This is a genomic window from Pedobacter nanyangensis (assembly GCF_003313505.1).
Lineage (GTDB): Bacteria > Bacteroidota > Bacteroidia > Sphingobacteriales > Sphingobacteriaceae > Pedobacter > Pedobacter nanyangensis.
On the sequence record NZ_QMHO01000006.1, the window covers coordinates 190,563 to 209,077 of the forward strand.

Genomic DNA, 18,515 nt, shown 5'->3' on the forward strand with positions numbered 1-18,515 from the left:
TTGTTAAGTAAAATCCACGCAATGAAAAGAATTATTCTGAGTTTATTACTGATCATTCCACAGTTAATACAGGCCCAAACTACAGCTCAAAAGCTAGAAAAAGCCTATCAAACCTTTGTAAATGATGAACAGGCCAAATATGCCACAACATCGCTTTGCGTGTTAGATGCGAATACAGGAAAAGTTATTTTTGCAGATAAGGAAAATGTGGGTTTAGCCACAGCATCTACCTTAAAAACCATTACTTCGGCAACGGCATTCTACACCTTGGGAAAGGATTTCCGTTACGAAACCAAACTTTCTTATACTGGTACGATCAATGCTGAGGGCACTTTGCAGGGAAACATTATTATTACCGGCAGCGGTGACCCAACGTTGGGTTCATGGCGTTATGAGCAGACCAAAGAAAACAACATCCTTAACCAATGGGTGGCTGCCATCAAAGCTGCAGGCATCAAAAAAATTGAGGGCAGTGTGATTAGCGATGACAGTGCTTTTGGAACCTCTACCATCCCCACAGGCTGGATTTGGCAGGATATCGGCAATTATTACGGTGCCGGTGGGGCAGCCATCTGCTGGCGTGAAAACCAATTTGACATCCACTTAAAACCTGGCGCAAGCTCAGGCAGTAACGTAGAAATTCTAAAAACAGTTCCACAAACGCCATATATTCAATTGGTAAACGAACTTAAAACCGGCGCAAGTGGCACTGGCGATAATGCTTATGGATTTTTGGCGCCATACACCAATATTGGCTATTTACGTGGTACCTGGGGAATGGGCATTAAAAAAACGGGCATTTCCCTTTCTTTACCAGATGCCGCTTTTGATGCTGCCTATCGCCTACAGGACACCTTAAAACGTTTAAATATTCCCTGCGGTAGTCAAGCAAGTTCTACCCGTTTATTAGCATTAGAAAATAAAACAATCACTAGCGAACAAAAACCTTTGTTAAGCATCTTCTCTCCTACTTTGAGCCAGATTGTTTATTGGTTCCAGAAAAAAAGTATCAACCTATATGGCGAGCAGCTGCTAAAAACCATTGCCTTTAAACAAGGAAAGGAAGCCAGTACCAGAAATGGTGCTAAAGCAGTAATTGATTTTTGGGCAGGTCGAGGAATCGACAAAAATGCCCTGAATATGATTGATGGCAGTGGACTTTCTCCAGGCAATAGAATTACCACGATGACCATGGCCTCTATCTTATTTCAAGCACAAAAAGAAAATTGGTTTAACGATTACCTTGCCTCTTTTCCAGAATACAACGGCATGAACATTAAAAGTGGGAACATTAACGATGTGACCGCCTATGCGGGGTATTATACTGCCAAAAATGGCAACAGGTACATTGCGGTCATCAACATCAATAACTATAGTGGTTCGGGAATTAGCAGAAAATTATTTCAGGTGCTGGATGCATTAAAATAGTTAGAAACCACCTTAGACACCTTAGTGCATCTAAGTTTTAGAATTGTAAGCGAAGGTCCTCTTAGGTGTCTAAGGTGGTTAATTTAAAATATGAAGAACCTAAGTCGTAAAAACTTAATGTCTTTTAATGCCTTAATGGTTCAAAAACTAAAATGTGTAAGGTGGTTTTACCATAGTTTTTAATTTTTTTTAATAAATTGCCATTTCACACAAACCAATCCAAAATGAAATTATTACTATCGTCAATGCTGTTATCCGTTTCGCTAAGTGCCATTGCACAAAGCACGGTGATAGCTACCGATGGCATGGCCTTAAACCAAACCGCCAACCATGCCCATAGCGAAATTGCCATTATTCCAGAGCCTGTAACGGTTATTAAGCAAGAAGGTCATTTTATTTTACCGCAAAGCATTCTGATCCAAGCAACCAAACCTACCGAGCTAAAACAGGCCATCAATTTTTTGCAAGAGCGATTGAGCATTCCTACTGGATATTTTGTAAGCTCAACAGCGGCCGCAGCATCCTCGGCCAACATCAAATTAGTGCTAACCGATAAAAATGATGCATCCATTGGAACCGAGGGCTACCATTTGCAAGTAACCCCACAGCAAATCACCATCACCGCCAACAAACCTGCTGGTATTTTTTATGGCGTACAAACGTTAATTCAACTATTGCCTAAAGAGATAGAAAGCAAGGAAGAAGTAAAAGATGTTAAATGGCAGATCCCCTGCGTGAACATTACCGATTACCCCCGTTTGGGCTGGAGAGGATTAATGTTCGACGTAGCCAGGCATTTTTTCACCAAAGAAGAAGTGAAGCAGTACATTGATGCCATGGTTCGCTACAAATACAATATTTTGCACCTTCATTTAACCGATGATGAAGGTTGGAGAATAGAAATTAAGGGCTACCCAAAACTTACCGAAATAGGTGCCTGGAACGTTAAACGTGTAGGTACCTTCGGAAATTTCATTCCGCCAAAACCTGACGAGCCCCGCAACTACGGTGGTTTTTATACCCAAGAAGATCTTAAAGAACTGGTAGCCTACGCTAAAGACAGATTTGTAAACATTTTACCAGAGGTAGATGTCCCTGGTCACAGCTTAGCAGCCATTGCCTCCTATCCTGAACTTTCCTGTACACCCGAAGCGGTAAACTACAAAGTACGCAGTGGTGAACGTATCATGGACTGGAGCCGTGGTGCTCCGCCCTTGGCTATGGTTGACAACACCCTTTGCCCGGCTAATGAAAAGGTTTACGAATTTTTAGACACCGTAGTAGCTCAAGTAGCCAAAATTTTCCCCTTCGAATACATACACATGGGTGGTGATGAGGCGCCGCATAATTACTGGGAGAAAAACCCCCAGATTGCCGAGCTGATGAAACGCGAAAACCTGAAAACCATGGCGCAGGTACAGGGGTATTTTGAGCGCAGGCTAGAGAAAATAGTAGCCAAACACGGCAAACGTTTTATGGCTTGGGACGAGGTGCTGGAAGGTGGCGTTTCGCAAAGTACCGCCGTAATGAGCTGGAGAGACATGAAATATGGTGTAGAAGCAGCCAAGAATAAGCACGAGGTGGTAATGAGCCCTACGCAATATGCCTATTTGGATTACATGCAAGCCGATGAAATTACCGAGCCTAAAGTTTACAAAGGCTTAAGATTAAGTAGAACTTACGAGTTTGACCCTGTTCCTGAAGGTGTTGATCCAAAGTACATTAAAGGCGGGCAGGGCAATTTATGGACAGAACAAGTGTATAACATCCGCCAAGCGGAATACATGACCTGGCCACGTGGATTTGCTTTGGCAGAAAGCGTATGGAGTCCTAAAGAAAAGAAAAACTGGAAAAATTTCTTTAGCCGTACCGAACAGCACTTTGAACGCTTGGATATTGCCGAAACCAAATATGCTCCTAGTGTTTACGATCCCATTTTTAACGTAAAACGCACTGCCGACGGCAAGTTATTGGTGACGTTAAACACTGAGGTGGAAGGTTTGGATATCTACTACAGTTTCGACAATTCTTTCCCCGATCAGTTTTACCCCAAATACACAGAGCCATTAGTGGTACCTATTGATGCCAATATGTTGCGAGTAATTACTTATCGTGATAAAAAACCAATTGGCCGCATGATGAATATGCCAGTGGAAGAACTCAACAAAAGAGCACCAATCAAAAAATAAGCAAGCAAGGCACAAGGGTTCATTTCTTTGTGCCTTACTTGCTAAGGAGTAAAAATTCCATATGTAACAACGCAAAACTTTGCGTTTCTAATAAATAACCACCTCAACAAACACTCATGCACCAACCAACGGCTAAGCAAAAGAGCAACTTCATCCTTTTCCTATTCGTAGTGGTTAAAATAGTCCTGCAATACGTGGTGGTTAACCCCATTTACGAACTTCAAAGAGACGAGTATCTTCATTTAGACCAAGCGCATCATCTGGATTGGGGTTTCCATTCCGTTCCACCTGTTACCTCTGTCGTTTCGTGGGTCATCCTTCAATTGGGCAATGGTATATTTTGGGTGAAGTTTTTTCCTGCGCTTTTTGGAGCCTTAACCATTGTAGTGGTATGGAAAACGGTTGAAAGTCTTAAAGGTAGTTTATTCGCTTGCATTTTGGCCGCCTCCGCCCTTTTGTTGTCGGTATTGGTTCGTATCAACATCCTATACCAACCAAATTCTTTGGATATCCTTAGCTGGACACTCATTTATTTTACCCTTATCCGATTTATACAAACCAACCATCAAAAATGGCTGTATTGGATGGCGGTGAGCTTTGTGCTTGGCTTTTTGAATAAATACAACATTGCATTTTGTGCATTAGGCGTATTGCTGGCATTGCCTTTAACCAGTCAACGACGCTTGTTTGCCAACCCACATTTTTACTATGCGGGTATACTTGCTTTAATACTCATTGCCCCCAATTTGATTTGGCAGTATCAAAATGATTTCCCTGTTTTTTCGCACATGAAAGAACTGGCCGAAACGCAATTGGTACACGTAAAACGGATGAGCTTTGTGAAAGAACAATTCTTCTATTTCATCGGTTCGTTCCCTGTTTTAATTGCGGCTTTTATTTCCTTCTTTACTTTTCCAGCTTTTAAACCTTACCGATTATTTTTTGGGGCTTTTGTATTTACGCTGGCTATTTTTCTCTCTTTAAAAGCAAAAGCCTATTATGCCATTGGCTTGTATCCCATTTTTTTTGCTTTTGGCGCTATTTATTTATCGCAATTGTTGCAAAGCGGGTGGAAATTTTACTTACGCTACGCGTTGTTTGCCATCATGCTATTTTTCTTTTATGCAATGCTGAAAATTTCGCTGCCTATTTTCAGCCCGGAGAAATATGTGGAAGCGGCCGAGCAGAAACTTCCCTTTAGTGAACATACTTGGGAAGATGGCAAAAAGCATCCCATTTCGCAGGACTTTGCAGATATGCTGGGCTGGAAGGAGCTGGCCTCAAAAGTCGATTCTATTTATGAAAAACTGCCCAACAAAAACAGCGTTTTCATTTTATGCGATAACTATGGACAGGCTGGAGCCATCAACTATTATACCAAGCATAAAGCCCTAAAAGCAGATGCCTTCATTCCTGATTACATCAAATGGCTAAATTTAGATAGGGATATTGAAACCGTCATCAGAATTAAAACGTCTTCAAATATAGATTTGGAGCGGGATCATCGCCTTTTCCGAAGCGTGGAGATACTGGATAAGGTCAATAATCGCTTTGCTAGAGAAAAAGGCACCCAAATTATCTTGCTAAGCCAACCCAATGTTGATATCGATAGCTTATTGAGGAAAGAACGGGCTGCAGGTAATCTTCAATAATTTCAGCTCATAAATCATACTGCCATAAGGCTGTCAGTCTGCTCCCTTTACTTTGCTGGAAAATAATTACAACATGGAGAAACTAGATTTAAGCAAAAGGTACAAAACCTATTTCACTGCTCAAAAAAGCCCGCAAATTGTAGAGATTGCGCCAGCACAATTCCTTTCCTTAAGCGGAAAAGGCGACCCTTCGGGACAGGCTTTCCTTGAGAAAATACAAGCCTTATACGCTACTGCCTACACCCTCAAATTCAGATATAAATCGGCCAATAAAGATTTCGTGGTTTCGAAACTAGAAGCTCTGTGGTGGTTTGATGAAAGTAAATTCGCCGGAATAACCATGGATGAAGCACCACAAAAAATTGACCGAAGTGAATGGGAATATCGTCTGCTGATCAGGGTGCCTGATTATGTAAACGATCAGGAAGTATCCAGAGCTAAGGATGCAGCTTTCGGCAAAAAAAAGTGGCCGCTCATTAAGGAATTGGAACTTTTCCAAATGGCAGAAGGAAAATCTGTACAGATGTTACATCTCGGCCCCTTTGATAAAGAACCCGAAACCTTAGCCATTATGGCTAAATTTATGATCGAAAAAGGATTCTCCAAAAATGGCCACCACCACGAAATCTATCTATCAGATTTTAATAAAACGGCTCCTGAAAAATTGAGAACCATTTTAAGAGAACCTGTTCATTAGCTGATTTGCCACCTTATCCCTCGCATTTTTTTTACTACTTTTAGGCGTTTATAAAAATCAGCATGCAAAAACTACTTATCACACTGTTGGCGGCACTAACGCTCAACGCCAGCGCCCAAAATCAAAAAGCCGAATATTTTAAACTTACCAGAGCTGGCTTTAATGAAAAAAATGCCTATAGCACAACCGCTTTTGTAGAACAATTTTTCCGCTTGCCCGGCAATAAAGGTTTCGACGAAAGTATTTACAAAGTAGAGGAAATCCTTAAAAAAGCGGGCTATGTGAAGCAAAATCAAAATGAATTTGAAGCACCACTCACCTACCGCATCGAAAAAAGACCGATGAAACGCGATGCTTGGGAACCCGTAGATGCCAATATCAGCATTGTGGGAGAAAGTACTCCGCTGCAATCTTTCAAGACCAACAGGAACATGATCCCTATCTACTGTCCTTCTACTCCCGAGGGAGGTGTAACCGCCGAAGTGGTATATGTAAATAAGGCCACCAAAGAAGATCTGCAAGATAAAGACCTTAAAGGAAAGATTGTATTTGGGGATATTTCCACACAACGCCTGATTGGTTTGGCAGCCAAAGCTGGTGCTGTGGGCGCTATTGGTTTTTCATTGCCTAACTACAATCAGCCCACCAAACATACCACTTCTATCCAGTTTAGCGGTATGCAGCCTAATGCTGGCATTTGGGCGTTGTTTTTATCGTACGCTTCCAAAGAAAGGCTAAAAGAGGCTTGTGCAAAAGGCAAAGTTGAGTTAAAGGTTAACATTACTACCAAAACCTACCCAGCAGAAGAATTAACGATTGTAGCTAACGTAAAAGGCAGTTTAAAACCTCACGAACGTTTCGTTTATAGTGCGCACGTACAGGAACCGGGGGCTAACGATAACGCTTCGGGAGTAGGAACCTTGGCCGAAATGGCCCGCTTAACGGCGCAATTAGTTAAAAACGGCAAGTTAAAACCTCAACGCAGCTTAACCTTTTTATGGGGCGATGAAATTACTTCGACCAGAAGATATATTGTGGAAGATAGCACCCGTGCCAAAGGCATTTTGTGGGGCATGAGCCTAGATATGGTTGGTGAAGATACCGAAAAAACAGGCGGAACTTTCCTGTTGGAAAAAATGCCAGACCCATCAGCCATTTGGACTCGCGGCAGTGATAAACACTCTGAATGGGGCGCGGGCGATGTGAAAGAAAAAGATCTTTTCCCGCACTATTTTAACGACTTTGTGTTCGACATCTGCAAAGAGCAAGGCAAATACGCTAACTGGACCGTAAACTTTAATCCTTTTGAAGGAGGTAGCGACCATACGCCGTTTCTTCAAAATAAAATTCCCGGACTTTTAATGTGGCACTTTACCGATGTTTTTTACCATACCGATAATGACAGGATAGACAAAGTTTCGGCAACGACGATGAAAAACGTTGGAATTAGCGCCTTAACGGTAGCCTACACCTTAATTAGTGCCGATGAAAATACGGCCTCAGCTACCGTAACCCAAATTAAGGAGGATGCTTTAGCCCGATTAAAAACTGAATTTGATTTGAGCAAAGCAGCTATTGCCAGTGGCAAATCAGCCAAAGACGAAAAGCACATTATAGAAGTTTGGGGCAAATGGTATGTAGACGCTTTAGCCACCATTGGTAAAATGGCCGTAGAGCCAAAAACTACTCGTATAGGCTCTGCCATTAAAGTAGCCACCTTGGCTATCGAAAAACAAACACAAGATTATCTCAACGCATTATCGTTTTAAAGAGCACCTGCATTTCAATTACAGGTGCTCTTTTTAAACAAACATAATCTTAAAGGTGGTGCCCTCACCTAAAGTACTTTCCACTTCTATCTTATCTCCCATCGCTTCTATCTGGTTTTTGGTAATGAAAAGTCCAAAGCCACGGGCATCGCTATTTCCATGGAAAGTTTGGTTCAACCCAAAAAGTTTCTCTCCGTTCTTGGAAAGGTCTATTCCTACACCGTTATCACTAATGCTAAACATATAACCACTTCCATTTGGCACACAGGTAATTTTGATGACCGGCCGGCGCAAGGCATGACTATAGCGCAACGCATTGGAGATTAAATTAAGCAGTACGCTTTCCAAATAAGCTTTGTTAAAATAAACAAACACATCGGCCGGTACCTCGTTAATAATTTCGGCCTGTTTGTTTACAATTTGCGCCTCTTGCGTTTGAATGGCATTATTTACATACTCTAACAGGTTAAGGGGTTCTCTCACCATGTTAATGGTGGTATGGATATTTACAATGTTATTAAGGTTGTATAGCGTATCGTTCAAATTAACTACTACCTTGCGCAAAAGGCTGATCATTTCATTTCGTTCTTCATCGGTTTCGGCATTGCTGATCAAAGCGGTAATACCGTCGATATTGCTGGCATGTGAGCGCAAGTTATGGGATACGATATAAGAGAAATTGAGCAGGCGCTTGTTTTGCTCATTCACCAATTCGTACGATTGATGAAGGGTTTCTTCTGCCTCCTTAATGGCGGTGATATCCATCATAATACCTCGCAATTTTTCAGGCTTTTCTAAGCTGGGCACAATGGTAAAACTATCCCGTATCCAAATAATCGATCCATCTTTTGCCGCTATACGGTATTCATATTCATGATGCTTGCGCAAAAACAATTCGTTTTCCAAATACCGCATTACACGCTCAATATCTTCGTGGTATATTTTCTTAAGGAAAAATCCCAGTTCCGAAGACCATTCTTCCTGCGTATAGCCCAATATTTCATACACCTTGCTACTTACAAAGGTATTGGCAAAGTTTTCGTGGATAGCGGCCTCCCAAACAATCCCCTCTATGGAATTGATCAACCCCTCGATGTGCTTTTGCGAAGCGATGAGCTGTTCCTCATAAGCCACCTGCTTGGTAATATCATCCACAATAATGATATGGTTGCTAGGCGGCTCCCCTTCGTCCCACAGCGGGCTAACAATGGCATTTGCCCAAATCACTTCTTCGTTTTTATTTACATACCTGCGCACCGAAGAAAACTCCCGGATTTCGTTTTTCAGCAAACGTTTAAAGTCTTTCGCATCGGCGGCCAAATCATCGCCATGAATAAGTGTTTTTATTTTCTTGTGGGTAAGTTCTTTACTGGTATAGCCCATCAAATCACATAAAAAGGCGTTGGCCTCCAAAAATTCGCCCGTAATAGAATCTATTCTTCCAATACCAATGGCCGCCTTGTCGAAAATGGTTTTATATTTGTTTTCGGCAGCTATCAGCATATCATTTTGTTTATCCAGCGTGCCATATAGCTGTCCCTGTTTATTGAGCAAGCGCAGCAAAAGATAGCTAGAAAGGATAGATAACAGGATCCCGAGCAGGATTAAAGACCCCAATTGATAATCGGCATATACCGCACGGCTATCTGTAAGATAAATTTTCCAATCCCCTTCTTCAAAGGTTTTGGTTTTAAAGGTACTGTTCTTAAAGTTTTTGTTACCGGGCAAAAAAAACTCTTCTTGGCCGGTAATGGGATTAATTTTCGAGAACTGGAATTTATAAAACTCATGGCTGCTGTTATCAATACCTGCCGCTTTGAGCAGTTGTTCGAGCTTGATTACTATTGCCGAAAAGCCCCAAAATTTCTTGCCAATATATATCGGTAGCCGCCCAACTACGCCCTTTCCTTCTTGTACCAAGTTAATGGGGCCTTGGTAATACATTTTACGACGTTCAATGGCTTTCCTAGCGGCCATCGCATTTTGCTTGTTGGCCTTAAACAAATCCAGATCTAGCGCCTGCTCATTCCCCTTTAAAGGATAAGTATATTTAATTACGCCATTGGGCACCAATTGCACGGCTTGCAAGTAAGGATTACCTTTAATGATTTCGGCAGCAATTTCCTCGAAGTTCTTTGGATCACCATTTTGGTTGATCGCTAGCGCCAAAGTCAGGGTGATGTTTTGGCTATTTTTCAGCAACTGCTCCAAACGAAGCTCAACACTTTCCAGCATCACGCTGATTTCTTTTTCACGGTTTTCTTTTACAATAAGATAACGTTGATGGGCTATCAGCGAAATGATAGCAATAAGCAAAATAAAAAAAAGCGCCGACGTAAGCTTGGGATTTAAAACAAACCAATTAGTTTTTACGGGCTGCTTGGAGCGAACAGTCATTTAGGTAGCCATTTTTGGGTTAGTTGGACAAACTTAAATCTTTATAGGCAAAATAATCTGACCGAGGTCATTTATGCAAAATAAGATTAAGAAATGATTAACGGAAATAAAAATAAATCACGTCAGCAAAAATTTTCATCTTCGAAGTATCCGGGGCAAAAGCTAGCGATAATCCATACATAACTCAAAAACCGAAGTAATTTCATGCTTGAGATCAAATTACAGAAACCTACAATTTCCCCAGCAGCTCCTGAGCTTTTTGATATGGCGCCGCATCTTTTGATATTTTCTCCAGCCAAAATTTACAAGCTGTCCTATTCTCTTCTTTAAGATAGCTCATGGCCAAGGCATAAACAGCATCATACTTATACACAGATTGACCGTTAAACAATTCTTCCAATAACAATCTGCCCCTGGCCACTTCGCCCGTTTCCACCAGGGCAACTGCATAGTAATAACTGATCATGGCGTTTCGAGCGTCGGCAACATGCAATTTCGCCAAAACAACCTTGGCATCCGCATATTTTTTATCATTAAATAAGGCGGCCGCTTCATCTAGGTCCGTTTTCTCGGCACCACGCTCGGCAACGCTCATTTGCGGAGCGCCATTAAATTGTTGATACAAATCGTCATTCCAAGGCGCCCACACCAACATGCCAAGCACCAACACTGCGGCTACCGCCGAAATCCATTTTAACCGATGGTTCAGTTTGAGCACCTTTGGCGATGCAGCTTCCTCAAAATGCTCCGTATTTAAGCTCCTCAAAGTTTCCACCAGTGCCGCTCTGCCAACATCATTGGCCAGTTCCATTTGCAAACTACTATGGATATCATAGTAATCAGCCAGATACTGTTTAAGTTCCTGGTCATGCACCAAAAGACTTTCAAACTCCAAGCGTTCGCTATCGCTTAAATCGCCTTCCACATATTGGGCTGTCCATAAAATTTTGTCCTCAGTCATTTTTCCTATCGATTAATTTAACCAAGCTTGCCATACATTCAGATTTTTTCTTTCTCAAATAACCATAAGTAACACCTAAAGTTTCGGCCACCTTTTCCTGTGCTTCGCCTTTCATGCTCCATCTGATAATTTCCTTACAACGTTCGCCAAGTTGCTCAAAGGCCCTTAAAAACAAATTGGCCTGTTCTTTTTGCAAGGCCAGGGCTTCGGCCTGTTCAAATGTATCCTCGCCAATATGTAATAAATCGTCTTCGTTTTTTGTTACCGGGCTTATCGCTCTTTTTTTCAGTTCGTTAAGCCATTTACGTTTACACACCAATAATAAAAAAGGTTCAAAAGGGCAGGTTAACTGCAAGCCTTTGTACTTCGCCTGGTTATAAATATCAACCAAAGCCTCCTGAAAAATATCTGCGGCATCATCGGCACTGCCGTTATTAAATAAAACGAACGACTTCACCTTTCCCGCACACTTCTTATAAATTTCATTCACCAAAGCCACTTCATTATTTAAAAGTGCAATAAGGTAACGTTGGTCATCGTGTACTTTTTTGGCCATTGATCATTGATTTATGCTAAAAGTATCATTTATTAGGGAAAGTAAAAAGGATTTTAACCGATCAGAAAAGCAATACCACTGCACCAAACCATCGTCAGTCCCACTTTCGCTCATAGTCCTCGGCACTTCGCTACGCTCGGCCTGCGGGCTAATCCGCTCAATTGGGTTTAGTTTACTCCAACCTGTGCAATTAAACCAACTCGTTGGACTTTCTATCTGTCTATCTGGTTCATAAAGAGAAATTACAACCACCTAAACAGATAGGTGCAACACGGCCAACTACATTCCTTTGCCATCTTTGCGACTTCCTTTATTACTTCGCGTTAAATGAAAACATTCATTTTTTTTAAAAAACACAGGGTAACAATTTTTCATCATGCTTGATATACCACCAAACGGCGATTGCTGAAAAGCCATAACAGAGTAAGCAGCACTAAACTTTAGAAACGATGAAAACTTTAAACTTAAAAAATACGCTTTCTACCATTGCCCTAGCTTTATTGGTTACGGCATTATTTCAAGCTTGTAAAAAAGATAAAACCCAAAGAAATTCGGCTTATAGCGCAGCAGAATTTACCGCCCTATTTGGGCCACAGGGGCAGCGTTTGCAAATTAACGCCAGCATTGCCAATACCTTCACCTTAAAGGGGGGTACAAAAATAACCATCCCGGCCAATGCCTTTAAATTAAATGGAAACACCGTAGCTGGCCCGGTGGTAATTACCGCAGCAGAGTTTTTGAAACGAAGCGATGTTGTTTTTAGCGGCACCAATACCAACCACATTAGCGGGGCACCTTTAGAATCCGATGGCTTTATTTACCTCAATGCCTCCGTGAACGGCATCAATGTAGACAAAGCCCTTGGTGCAAACATAGACATTGCCATTGCTACCAATAACACCCGTGCCACACAAATTTGGGAAGGCGTTGAAAAAGTAGATAATGCCAACCAAATGGCTTGGCAAGCACCTGCGCAAAACCCTAACGGAGCTGCCGGCGGCGCACCTCGCGAAGTGCTTCCCGCAGCCGGCTTTTACAACTTCCAAATGGGAAATCTAGGCTGGATCAACTGCGACGTGTTTTATGCCTACAGCAACCCAAAAACCACCACCAGGGTAACTATTGCCAACAACCCAGGCAGTTTTGCCACCTTTATGGGATATACGGGCGAAACTTTTGTTTTCTTTTGCGCCAAAGGAAGCAATGTGGTAGCACAATTATATACTTATGACGGCCCTAACGGTGTAAAAAGTTATACCAATATGATGCCTGTAGGCGTTGAAGGAAAATACATCTCCTTTGCCATCAAAAACGGCAAATATTACTATGCTGATTTAACCACCACCATTACCCCCAACCAGAACATCACCTTAACCTTGGCCGAAACCACTGAGGCCGCCATACAACAGGCTATTGATGCACTGAACACTTATTGAAAGTAAATTACCCAAATAAATTGACTTTAAACATGCTTCGCAAATTGGCAGTGATGGCACCCCACCTCACTGCTGATAGCGGAGCAATTACAGTTTACGGCTTTCGTTTAATCTTCGGTCAACAGGCATTCATCCATCAAAATTATTCCCTATATTTAATCATCCATGAAGAAATTATTGACGTTTTTCCTGCTCTACTCCTGTTGTACGGTAATCAATGCACAGGTAATGCCCACCGATACCGTGCCGGCAATTATCCACTACAAAACCGAAAACGGCATAACAAAATTTACCAGCGAGCTAAGGCCTTTGCGTGCCATTGCCGGTGCACCAGCACCATTTTACACCTACTTTTGGGAATTTGGCGATGGCGGTTTTAGTTTCGAGGAAAACCCGTCGCATATCATACGTTACGACTCGATTATGGTGCGCCTGTTTGCTACCAACAATTACGATGATGGCAAACGCCCGCCTACCCGCCCCAAACCTATCATTAGGCCGCCAGGCCCCAAACCTCCCGTAGCCAAGCCAATGCTAGCCGCCAATGATGGATATAATCTGTTTAAAATGGGTGGAAATATCGAGATGAAAACCAACTGCATGCCCAAACCTGGAGACGACATGATGTTGGTGCTGGGCTACAGGAACAAACTTGAAAACGGGCAAAACAACCTGAACGGTACATTAGCCATTTTATATAACGACGCAGAATTTAGCCAAAACAACTTTGACCTGGCCGAATCACGAACATACCATAACGAGAAGAAATCAGACCTTAAATCGCTTTTGAATACAGCATTTCTGAAAAATAAAAATCAGGAACCTGTGTATTATGCTTCTTCTGAAAAACATTTCAATTTATCACCCGCCGAAAAAGTACTGCTGAAAGATCAGGCCAAAGCATTTAAAAACCAGCAAAGCTGGAAATTTGAGAACTTACAGCAAAATGAAGAACGTTTTGTGTTCTTGCATTTTAAAACCACTCCCGAAATGCTCAAAGACACCAATGCAGTGGTACGTATTGCCGGCGCATTCATTCCTGATAATCCTTTAGTTGAAACTGAATTTTTTACTTTGGAACTCCAAATTGTGGCTTCTCATGACCCCAATAAAATGGTGCTGCGCAAAAGTAGAATGAATTACCGCTTTACGGGTAAAAACCGGGAGCTTACCTATAAGGTCCGCTTCCAGAACACGGGTAAAGGCCCCGCCAAAAAAATTGACGTGGGTGTAAACATTTCGGAAGTATTTGACCCCGCAACCCTAAAAGTAGTAAAAACCAAGCCCCAAGTAATTCAATGCGACTCGGCCTATGCCAACCAAAGTTGCCTGAAAACCTTTTTTAGCGCAGATAGCGTACATTTTGTTTTCACCAACATTTACCTCCCCGGCATGAAACAGAAAGGAGTAAAAGATGCCGACTCCACTCAGGGCTTTGTGGAATACAAGATCAAATTCAAGGAAAAACCACCTAAACTGCCCATCAAAAGCGGAGCAGCCATTGTATTTGACAAAAATGAACCTATTTATACCAACAGAGCGGTTGGCCGCTTTAAAATGGGGCTTTCGCCCGGAATTATTGTAGGCTATGGCTTCCCCTTTGAAACAGACAATGGCAATTACTTAAACGGTAAAAACTTTGTATTGGGCGCCAGCTTATCGCCCTATGCCTCCCATCGTTATTATTGGCAGGTTGAACTTTATTTTAACGCCTTTAGGGAAAGTACGTATCAGGTACCCGTTGCTACAGCCACGAAAGATACGGTAATAAACCGCATTGACCACATAATTTTGAACAAACAACTTTACCAAACCACTAAGGTAAATACCATTAATGCGGTACCGCTGCAAATGAGATATAACATCAGCAAGTATATTGGCGCAGGCGCCGGCACTCTAGTTGCGCTTGATCTTTATCATCGTACTTCGAGCGAACTACGTTACCGCCTACGTACTCAAAATGCCCAGGGCGTTCCCATTGAGCTGGATTACAACCGTGATATGGGCCAGATAAATAAAAATTTTGCTGATCTGAGAGTCTCATTTTTTGCGGATATCCAATTGGGATTGGTCAGAGTGGGGCCTGCTTTGGGTTTTAGATACATCTTTGATCCTAAAACCAATAACAACAGAATGAGTACGTATGTGACCTGGAAGTTTTAGTCGTTGGCGCTTCACAGAAATTACCAACAAAGATTTCTTAAAATGAACCACATACACACAGCGTTAACCAAGCACGCCTATGGTTAAAATAAGAAGTTACACGACATAAAAAATTGAAATGACGCTTTTTAGGAGCATTTTGCTATTTTAGCTACATGCGCCAATTCATCAAACATTTGTGCCTAGTATGCTTGCTATTGCAAACAAGTACACTTTTTGCGCAAAGCGATGATTTGGACAAAAAGCTAGGCCAATTTAAACAGCAAAATGACCTAAGCAATTGGATTTACGAACAACTTGATGAAGCAAATGCAAAGCCCGAAAGCGCTGTTAACCGCCTTTTAAAGGCACAAAAAGAACGTTGGCGAAACACCAAAACTCCCGACGAGCATTTTGCTTGGCTAAACCTACTTAGCACCTTAGGTTATTATGAACTGCTCGATGGAAATATTCTGGGCTCTATCAATACCTACGAAAATGCACTCAGTTTCTTCCAAAAGCACCAAATATTAAGCTACGATATCGTAGAATATAACTTAAAGCCCCTAAGCAATAACTATACGCGTTTGGGCGACTATGAGCGTGCCCTATACATCCAAAAACAGAGCATTGATTTTCAGCGGGCTTACAACGAAAATCCCAGCAAAATGGCTAACATCTATGGAAATATGGCTATTTCCTACCGTTCTATGTCGCGTTTGGCCGACGCACACCAGGCTATTCAAAGTGCATTTGATTTAAAGCCCGATGCCAAAACACGTGTTATGCTCTATAATGTACTGGCCGATATTTTGTATGAAGAAGGCAATTACGCCAAAGCCGCCTTGGTAGTTCAACAAAACATTAAAGCACAAGCCAGCATAGATGATGAAAGCGCCTACTGGTTGATGGGAACTTATACTACTGCCGGAAATGTACAATTGGAGCTTAAGCAGTATGCAAAAGGCAGGCAGTTTTACCTGAAAGCCTTAGCCCTTCTTAACCAATATTTTCCTTACGGCCGCCTGCGTGAAAAAGCAAACATCTTTACGCAACTCGCCAAAACCTTTATTGCTACCAAACAGCCTAAAGAAGCCATTGCCTACAGTCAAAAATCGTTGGTTACGCTTGGCATTATGCAAAATAATACCATTAACGAGCAAAAAATATTTGGCGATTATAAAGTGGTGGATGCTTTTATGCAGATTGCAAAGGCCCAACTTTTGCTTGGCCAACCGGAACAGGCCATTCGCAGTATTAACCTGAGTTTAACGGCTGCTGATAAAATCAGGGATGAATTTGGCGCTGACATTACCAAGGAACGCTTGCAAAAGAGCTTGAAACAAATTGCCGAACAGGGCATTGCCATCAACTATCTCCTGTTCCAAAAAAGCAACGACCGGAAATACCTGTACCAAATTCTTTTACTGGCCGAGCAAAGCAAAAGCCGCACCTTATTGGAGCAGATGGAACGAAGCCAAAGTGCTGCGGCCAAAAATGTAAAAGCAGATCCTTTACTGCTCAAAAAACAATCTTTGGAACGGGCCATTATTTATCAGGAAAAACAGTTCATTGAATTAAAAACCGCCAAATTGCAGGAAATTATTGCTGGATTGAAATTTCAACTGGCATTAGTGAACAAGAAAATCGCTCAAAAACACCCACAAGAAGAGCCGCTTTTTACCAAAGAAATTAATTTAGCGCTGTTGCCCAAGCACCGTTTTATCGAGTATTTTTTTGGCGATGAGCATGTTTATATCATCAACATCAACCAACAAAAAATTGAGGGCGTTTTGAAGCTAAACCATGCCCCGCAAATCAGGGAAACCGTTAAAGCATTTGTACAAACTTATTTCCAGCAGGGTCCTACCGAAATGGCCAATGCCCCACAATCATTTTATAAGGCATCCAATAAAATTTATCAATTAATATTTGCTCCTTTAGGGGTTAAACCACAAGAAACCCTAACCATTATTCCCGATGGCATTTTGGGCTACCTGTCTTTCGATGGGCTTATAACCCGAACAAATTATGTGGAGAACATTGCCGCATGGCCCCTCTTAATTAAAGTACACCTGAGCAGCTATGCTTTTTCCTTAAAAACCTTGCTGCTTAAAAAACCTAAAAAAGATAACCATGGTTTTGCTGGGCTATTTATTACGCATGCCGCTGGTAAAAATGCCCCGCTTTTGGCCGTTGAACAAGAAGCTGCCGAAATCAAAAAAAACATCAAAGGCGTTTTCCTATACAACGATGAAGTAAACGCCAAAAGTTTTGAGCAACAATTTGTGCAGCGCAACATTCTTCACATTGGAACACATGCCTATCTTTCGGGGCCGAACCAAGAACCCACCCTCGATTTTGAACAGGAAAAAATGTACCTCTTTGAGCTTTCGGCAAAACAACAAGTACCGTCATTGGTAGTTTTAAGCGCATGCCGAACTGCCGATGGTGTTTTGGCAGATGGTGAAGGGATCATTAGCCTTTCGCGTGGCTTTAACGCCATTGGCACTTCTGCTACCATTGCAGGCTTATGGAATGTTAATGATCGTGCGGTAGCTTATATCACTACGCATTTCTACCAATCACTTTTAAAGGGAAATAGTGGAACCGAAGCCCTTAGAACAGCCAAATTAGCATGGATCAACGATCCCCAAACCTCAAGCGCATTGATGCTCCCCTATTATTGGGATAGCTTGGTGTATATCGGGAAAAATCAAACATTTGAGTTGGAAAAACCATTTTTCAGCGTATGGATGTTGTGGGCCTTTAGCGGATTAGCAGTTATCCTAACCTGCATTTTTACCGTCAGGATTTTGGCCCGTAAAACAAAAGTATCCGCCTAAGCCACTGCAAAATAAATACGCTGAGGATATTCGCCAAAAGTAAAATGAACTACTTCACAAAGCCAAATCTTTAAATCTACTTTCTCATTTTGGTACGCCGCTAAAAAATAATTGGCCCCTCCACCTAAGTTTTCTTCACCCAAACGGATCAGGGTTAAAAACGATGCTTGTTCAAAAGGTTCATTGGCTATGTTTAATTTAATTTCGTTTGCACTATTACTCAGCAGATCAAGCCACTCATCAGCCCCTTGAATCATTTGCAGGTCTTCGGCATCACCAACCCATTCTGGCAATTCCACAAACCATTCGGCTTTGTCTGTTTTATAAAACCTTAAATTTCGTTTCACTATGAATTTGATTTTTTTAACGCTTTAATGACCTCCAAGAGGTCAAACATTTATAAAATAGCCTATCGCCTTTGGTACGACTCCTACGGAGTCGC

At 41.8% G+C, this 18,515-nt stretch carries 12 protein-coding genes; 8 read left to right on the forward strand and 4 right to left on the reverse strand.

The genetic code is table 11. The features are described from left to right. Positions 1–21 precede the first annotated feature (21 nt). From dacB to DUT71_RS12445, 5 genes are all read left to right on the forward strand, one after another. Entirely contained in the window at positions 22–1,428 is a 1,407-nt protein-coding gene (gene dacB, locus DUT71_RS12425) for a D-alanyl-D-alanine carboxypeptidase/D-alanyl-D-alanine endopeptidase (protein ID WP_113662855.1), read from the forward strand. A gap of 224 nt (positions 1,429–1,652) precedes the next feature. After that, positions 1,653–3,617, forward strand: a complete 1,965-nt coding sequence (locus DUT71_RS12430) for a beta-N-acetylhexosaminidase (protein ID WP_113662856.1) — start codon at positions 1,653–1,655, stop codon at positions 3,615–3,617. Between the two features lie 116 nt (positions 3,618–3,733). Further along, the gene (locus DUT71_RS12435; RefSeq protein ID WP_113662857.1) at positions 3,734–5,269 is read left to right on the forward strand and encodes a glycosyltransferase family 39 protein; all 1,536 of its coding nucleotides are present in this window, start codon (positions 3,734–3,736) and stop codon (positions 5,267–5,269) included. A gap of 73 nt (positions 5,270–5,342) precedes the next feature. Next, positions 5,343–5,966: a GyrI-like domain-containing protein gene (locus DUT71_RS12440; protein WP_113662858.1), complete on the forward strand. Its 624-nt coding sequence runs from the start codon at positions 5,343–5,345 to the stop codon at positions 5,964–5,966. Between the two features lie 62 nt (positions 5,967–6,028). Continuing rightward, entirely contained in the window at positions 6,029–7,735 is a 1,707-nt protein-coding gene (locus tag DUT71_RS12445) for a M28 family peptidase (RefSeq protein ID WP_113662859.1), read from the forward strand. Positions 7,736–7,768: 33 nt separating this feature from the next. On the opposite strand, the gene DUT71_RS12450 is transcribed toward DUT71_RS12445, so the two are convergent. From DUT71_RS12450 to DUT71_RS12460, 3 genes are all read right to left on the reverse strand, one after another. Beyond that, positions 7,769–10,132, reverse strand: a complete 2,364-nt coding sequence (locus DUT71_RS12450) for a PAS domain S-box protein (protein ID WP_113662860.1) — start codon at positions 10,130–10,132, stop codon at positions 7,769–7,771. 229 nt (positions 10,133–10,361) lie between these two features. Beyond that, complete coding sequence (locus DUT71_RS12455) at positions 10,362–11,093, reverse strand: hypothetical protein (protein WP_113662861.1); 732 nt, start codon at positions 11,091–11,093, stop codon at positions 10,362–10,364. Continuing rightward, positions 11,086–11,649, reverse strand: a complete 564-nt coding sequence (locus tag DUT71_RS12460; protein ID WP_113662862.1) for an RNA polymerase sigma factor — start codon at positions 11,647–11,649, stop codon at positions 11,086–11,088. Before DUT71_RS12460 ends, DUT71_RS12455 begins: the two co-directional genes overlap by 8 nt. A 449-nt stretch (positions 11,650–12,098) precedes the next feature. Here DUT71_RS12460 and DUT71_RS12465 point away from each other — a divergent pair, with 449 nt between their 5' ends. The 3 genes from DUT71_RS12465 (at position 12,099) to DUT71_RS12475 (ending at position 18,073) form a co-directional block, all read left to right on the forward strand. Then, entirely contained in the window at positions 12,099–13,085 is a 987-nt protein-coding gene (locus DUT71_RS12465; RefSeq protein ID WP_113662863.1) for a hypothetical protein, read from the forward strand. A 165-nt stretch (positions 13,086–13,250) separates the two neighbouring features. Further along, on the forward strand, positions 13,251–15,248 hold the full coding sequence (locus DUT71_RS12470; protein ID WP_113662864.1) for a DUF7849 domain-containing protein: 1,998 nt from the start codon (positions 13,251–13,253) through the stop codon (positions 15,246–15,248). Positions 15,249–15,445: 197 nt separating this feature from the next. Then, positions 15,446–18,073: a CHAT domain-containing protein gene (locus DUT71_RS12475; protein WP_162796036.1), complete on the forward strand. Its 2,628-nt coding sequence runs from the start codon at positions 15,446–15,448 to the stop codon at positions 18,071–18,073. Here the strand turns inward: DUT71_RS12475 and DUT71_RS12480 are convergent. Continuing rightward, positions 18,070–18,420 (reverse strand): DUF6717 family protein, encoded by a 351-nt coding sequence (locus DUT71_RS12480; protein ID WP_113662866.1) that lies wholly within the window; start codon positions 18,418–18,420, stop codon positions 18,070–18,072. The genes DUT71_RS12475 and DUT71_RS12480 overlap by 4 nt on opposite strands. Positions 18,421–18,515 lie beyond the last annotated feature (95 nt).

Coding starts and splice junctions, on each gene's coding strand:
- DUT71_RS12470 (WP_113662864.1), top strand. CDS start 13,251: ATGAAGAAATTATTGACGTTTTTCCTGCTCTACTCCTGTTGTACGGTA.
- DUT71_RS12460 (WP_113662862.1), bottom strand. CDS start 11,649: ATGGCCAAAAAAGTACACGATGACCAACGTTACCTTATTGCACTTTTA.
- DUT71_RS12430 (WP_113662856.1), top strand. CDS start 1,653: ATGAAATTATTACTATCGTCAATGCTGTTATCCGTTTCGCTAAGTGCC.
- dacB (WP_113662855.1), top strand. CDS start 22: ATGAAAAGAATTATTCTGAGTTTATTACTGATCATTCCACAGTTAATA.
- DUT71_RS12445 (WP_113662859.1), top strand. CDS start 6,029: ATGCAAAAACTACTTATCACACTGTTGGCGGCACTAACGCTCAACGCC.
- DUT71_RS12450 (WP_113662860.1), bottom strand. CDS start 10,132: ATGACTGTTCGCTCCAAGCAGCCCGTAAAAACTAATTGGTTTGTTTTA.
- DUT71_RS12435 (WP_113662857.1), top strand. CDS start 3,734: ATGCACCAACCAACGGCTAAGCAAAAGAGCAACTTCATCCTTTTCCTA.
- DUT71_RS12465 (WP_113662863.1), top strand. CDS start 12,099: ATGAAAACTTTAAACTTAAAAAATACGCTTTCTACCATTGCCCTAGCT.
- DUT71_RS12455 (WP_113662861.1), bottom strand. CDS start 11,093: ATGACTGAGGACAAAATTTTATGGACAGCCCAATATGTGGAAGGCGAT.
- DUT71_RS12440 (WP_113662858.1), top strand. CDS start 5,343: ATGGAGAAACTAGATTTAAGCAAAAGGTACAAAACCTATTTCACTGCT.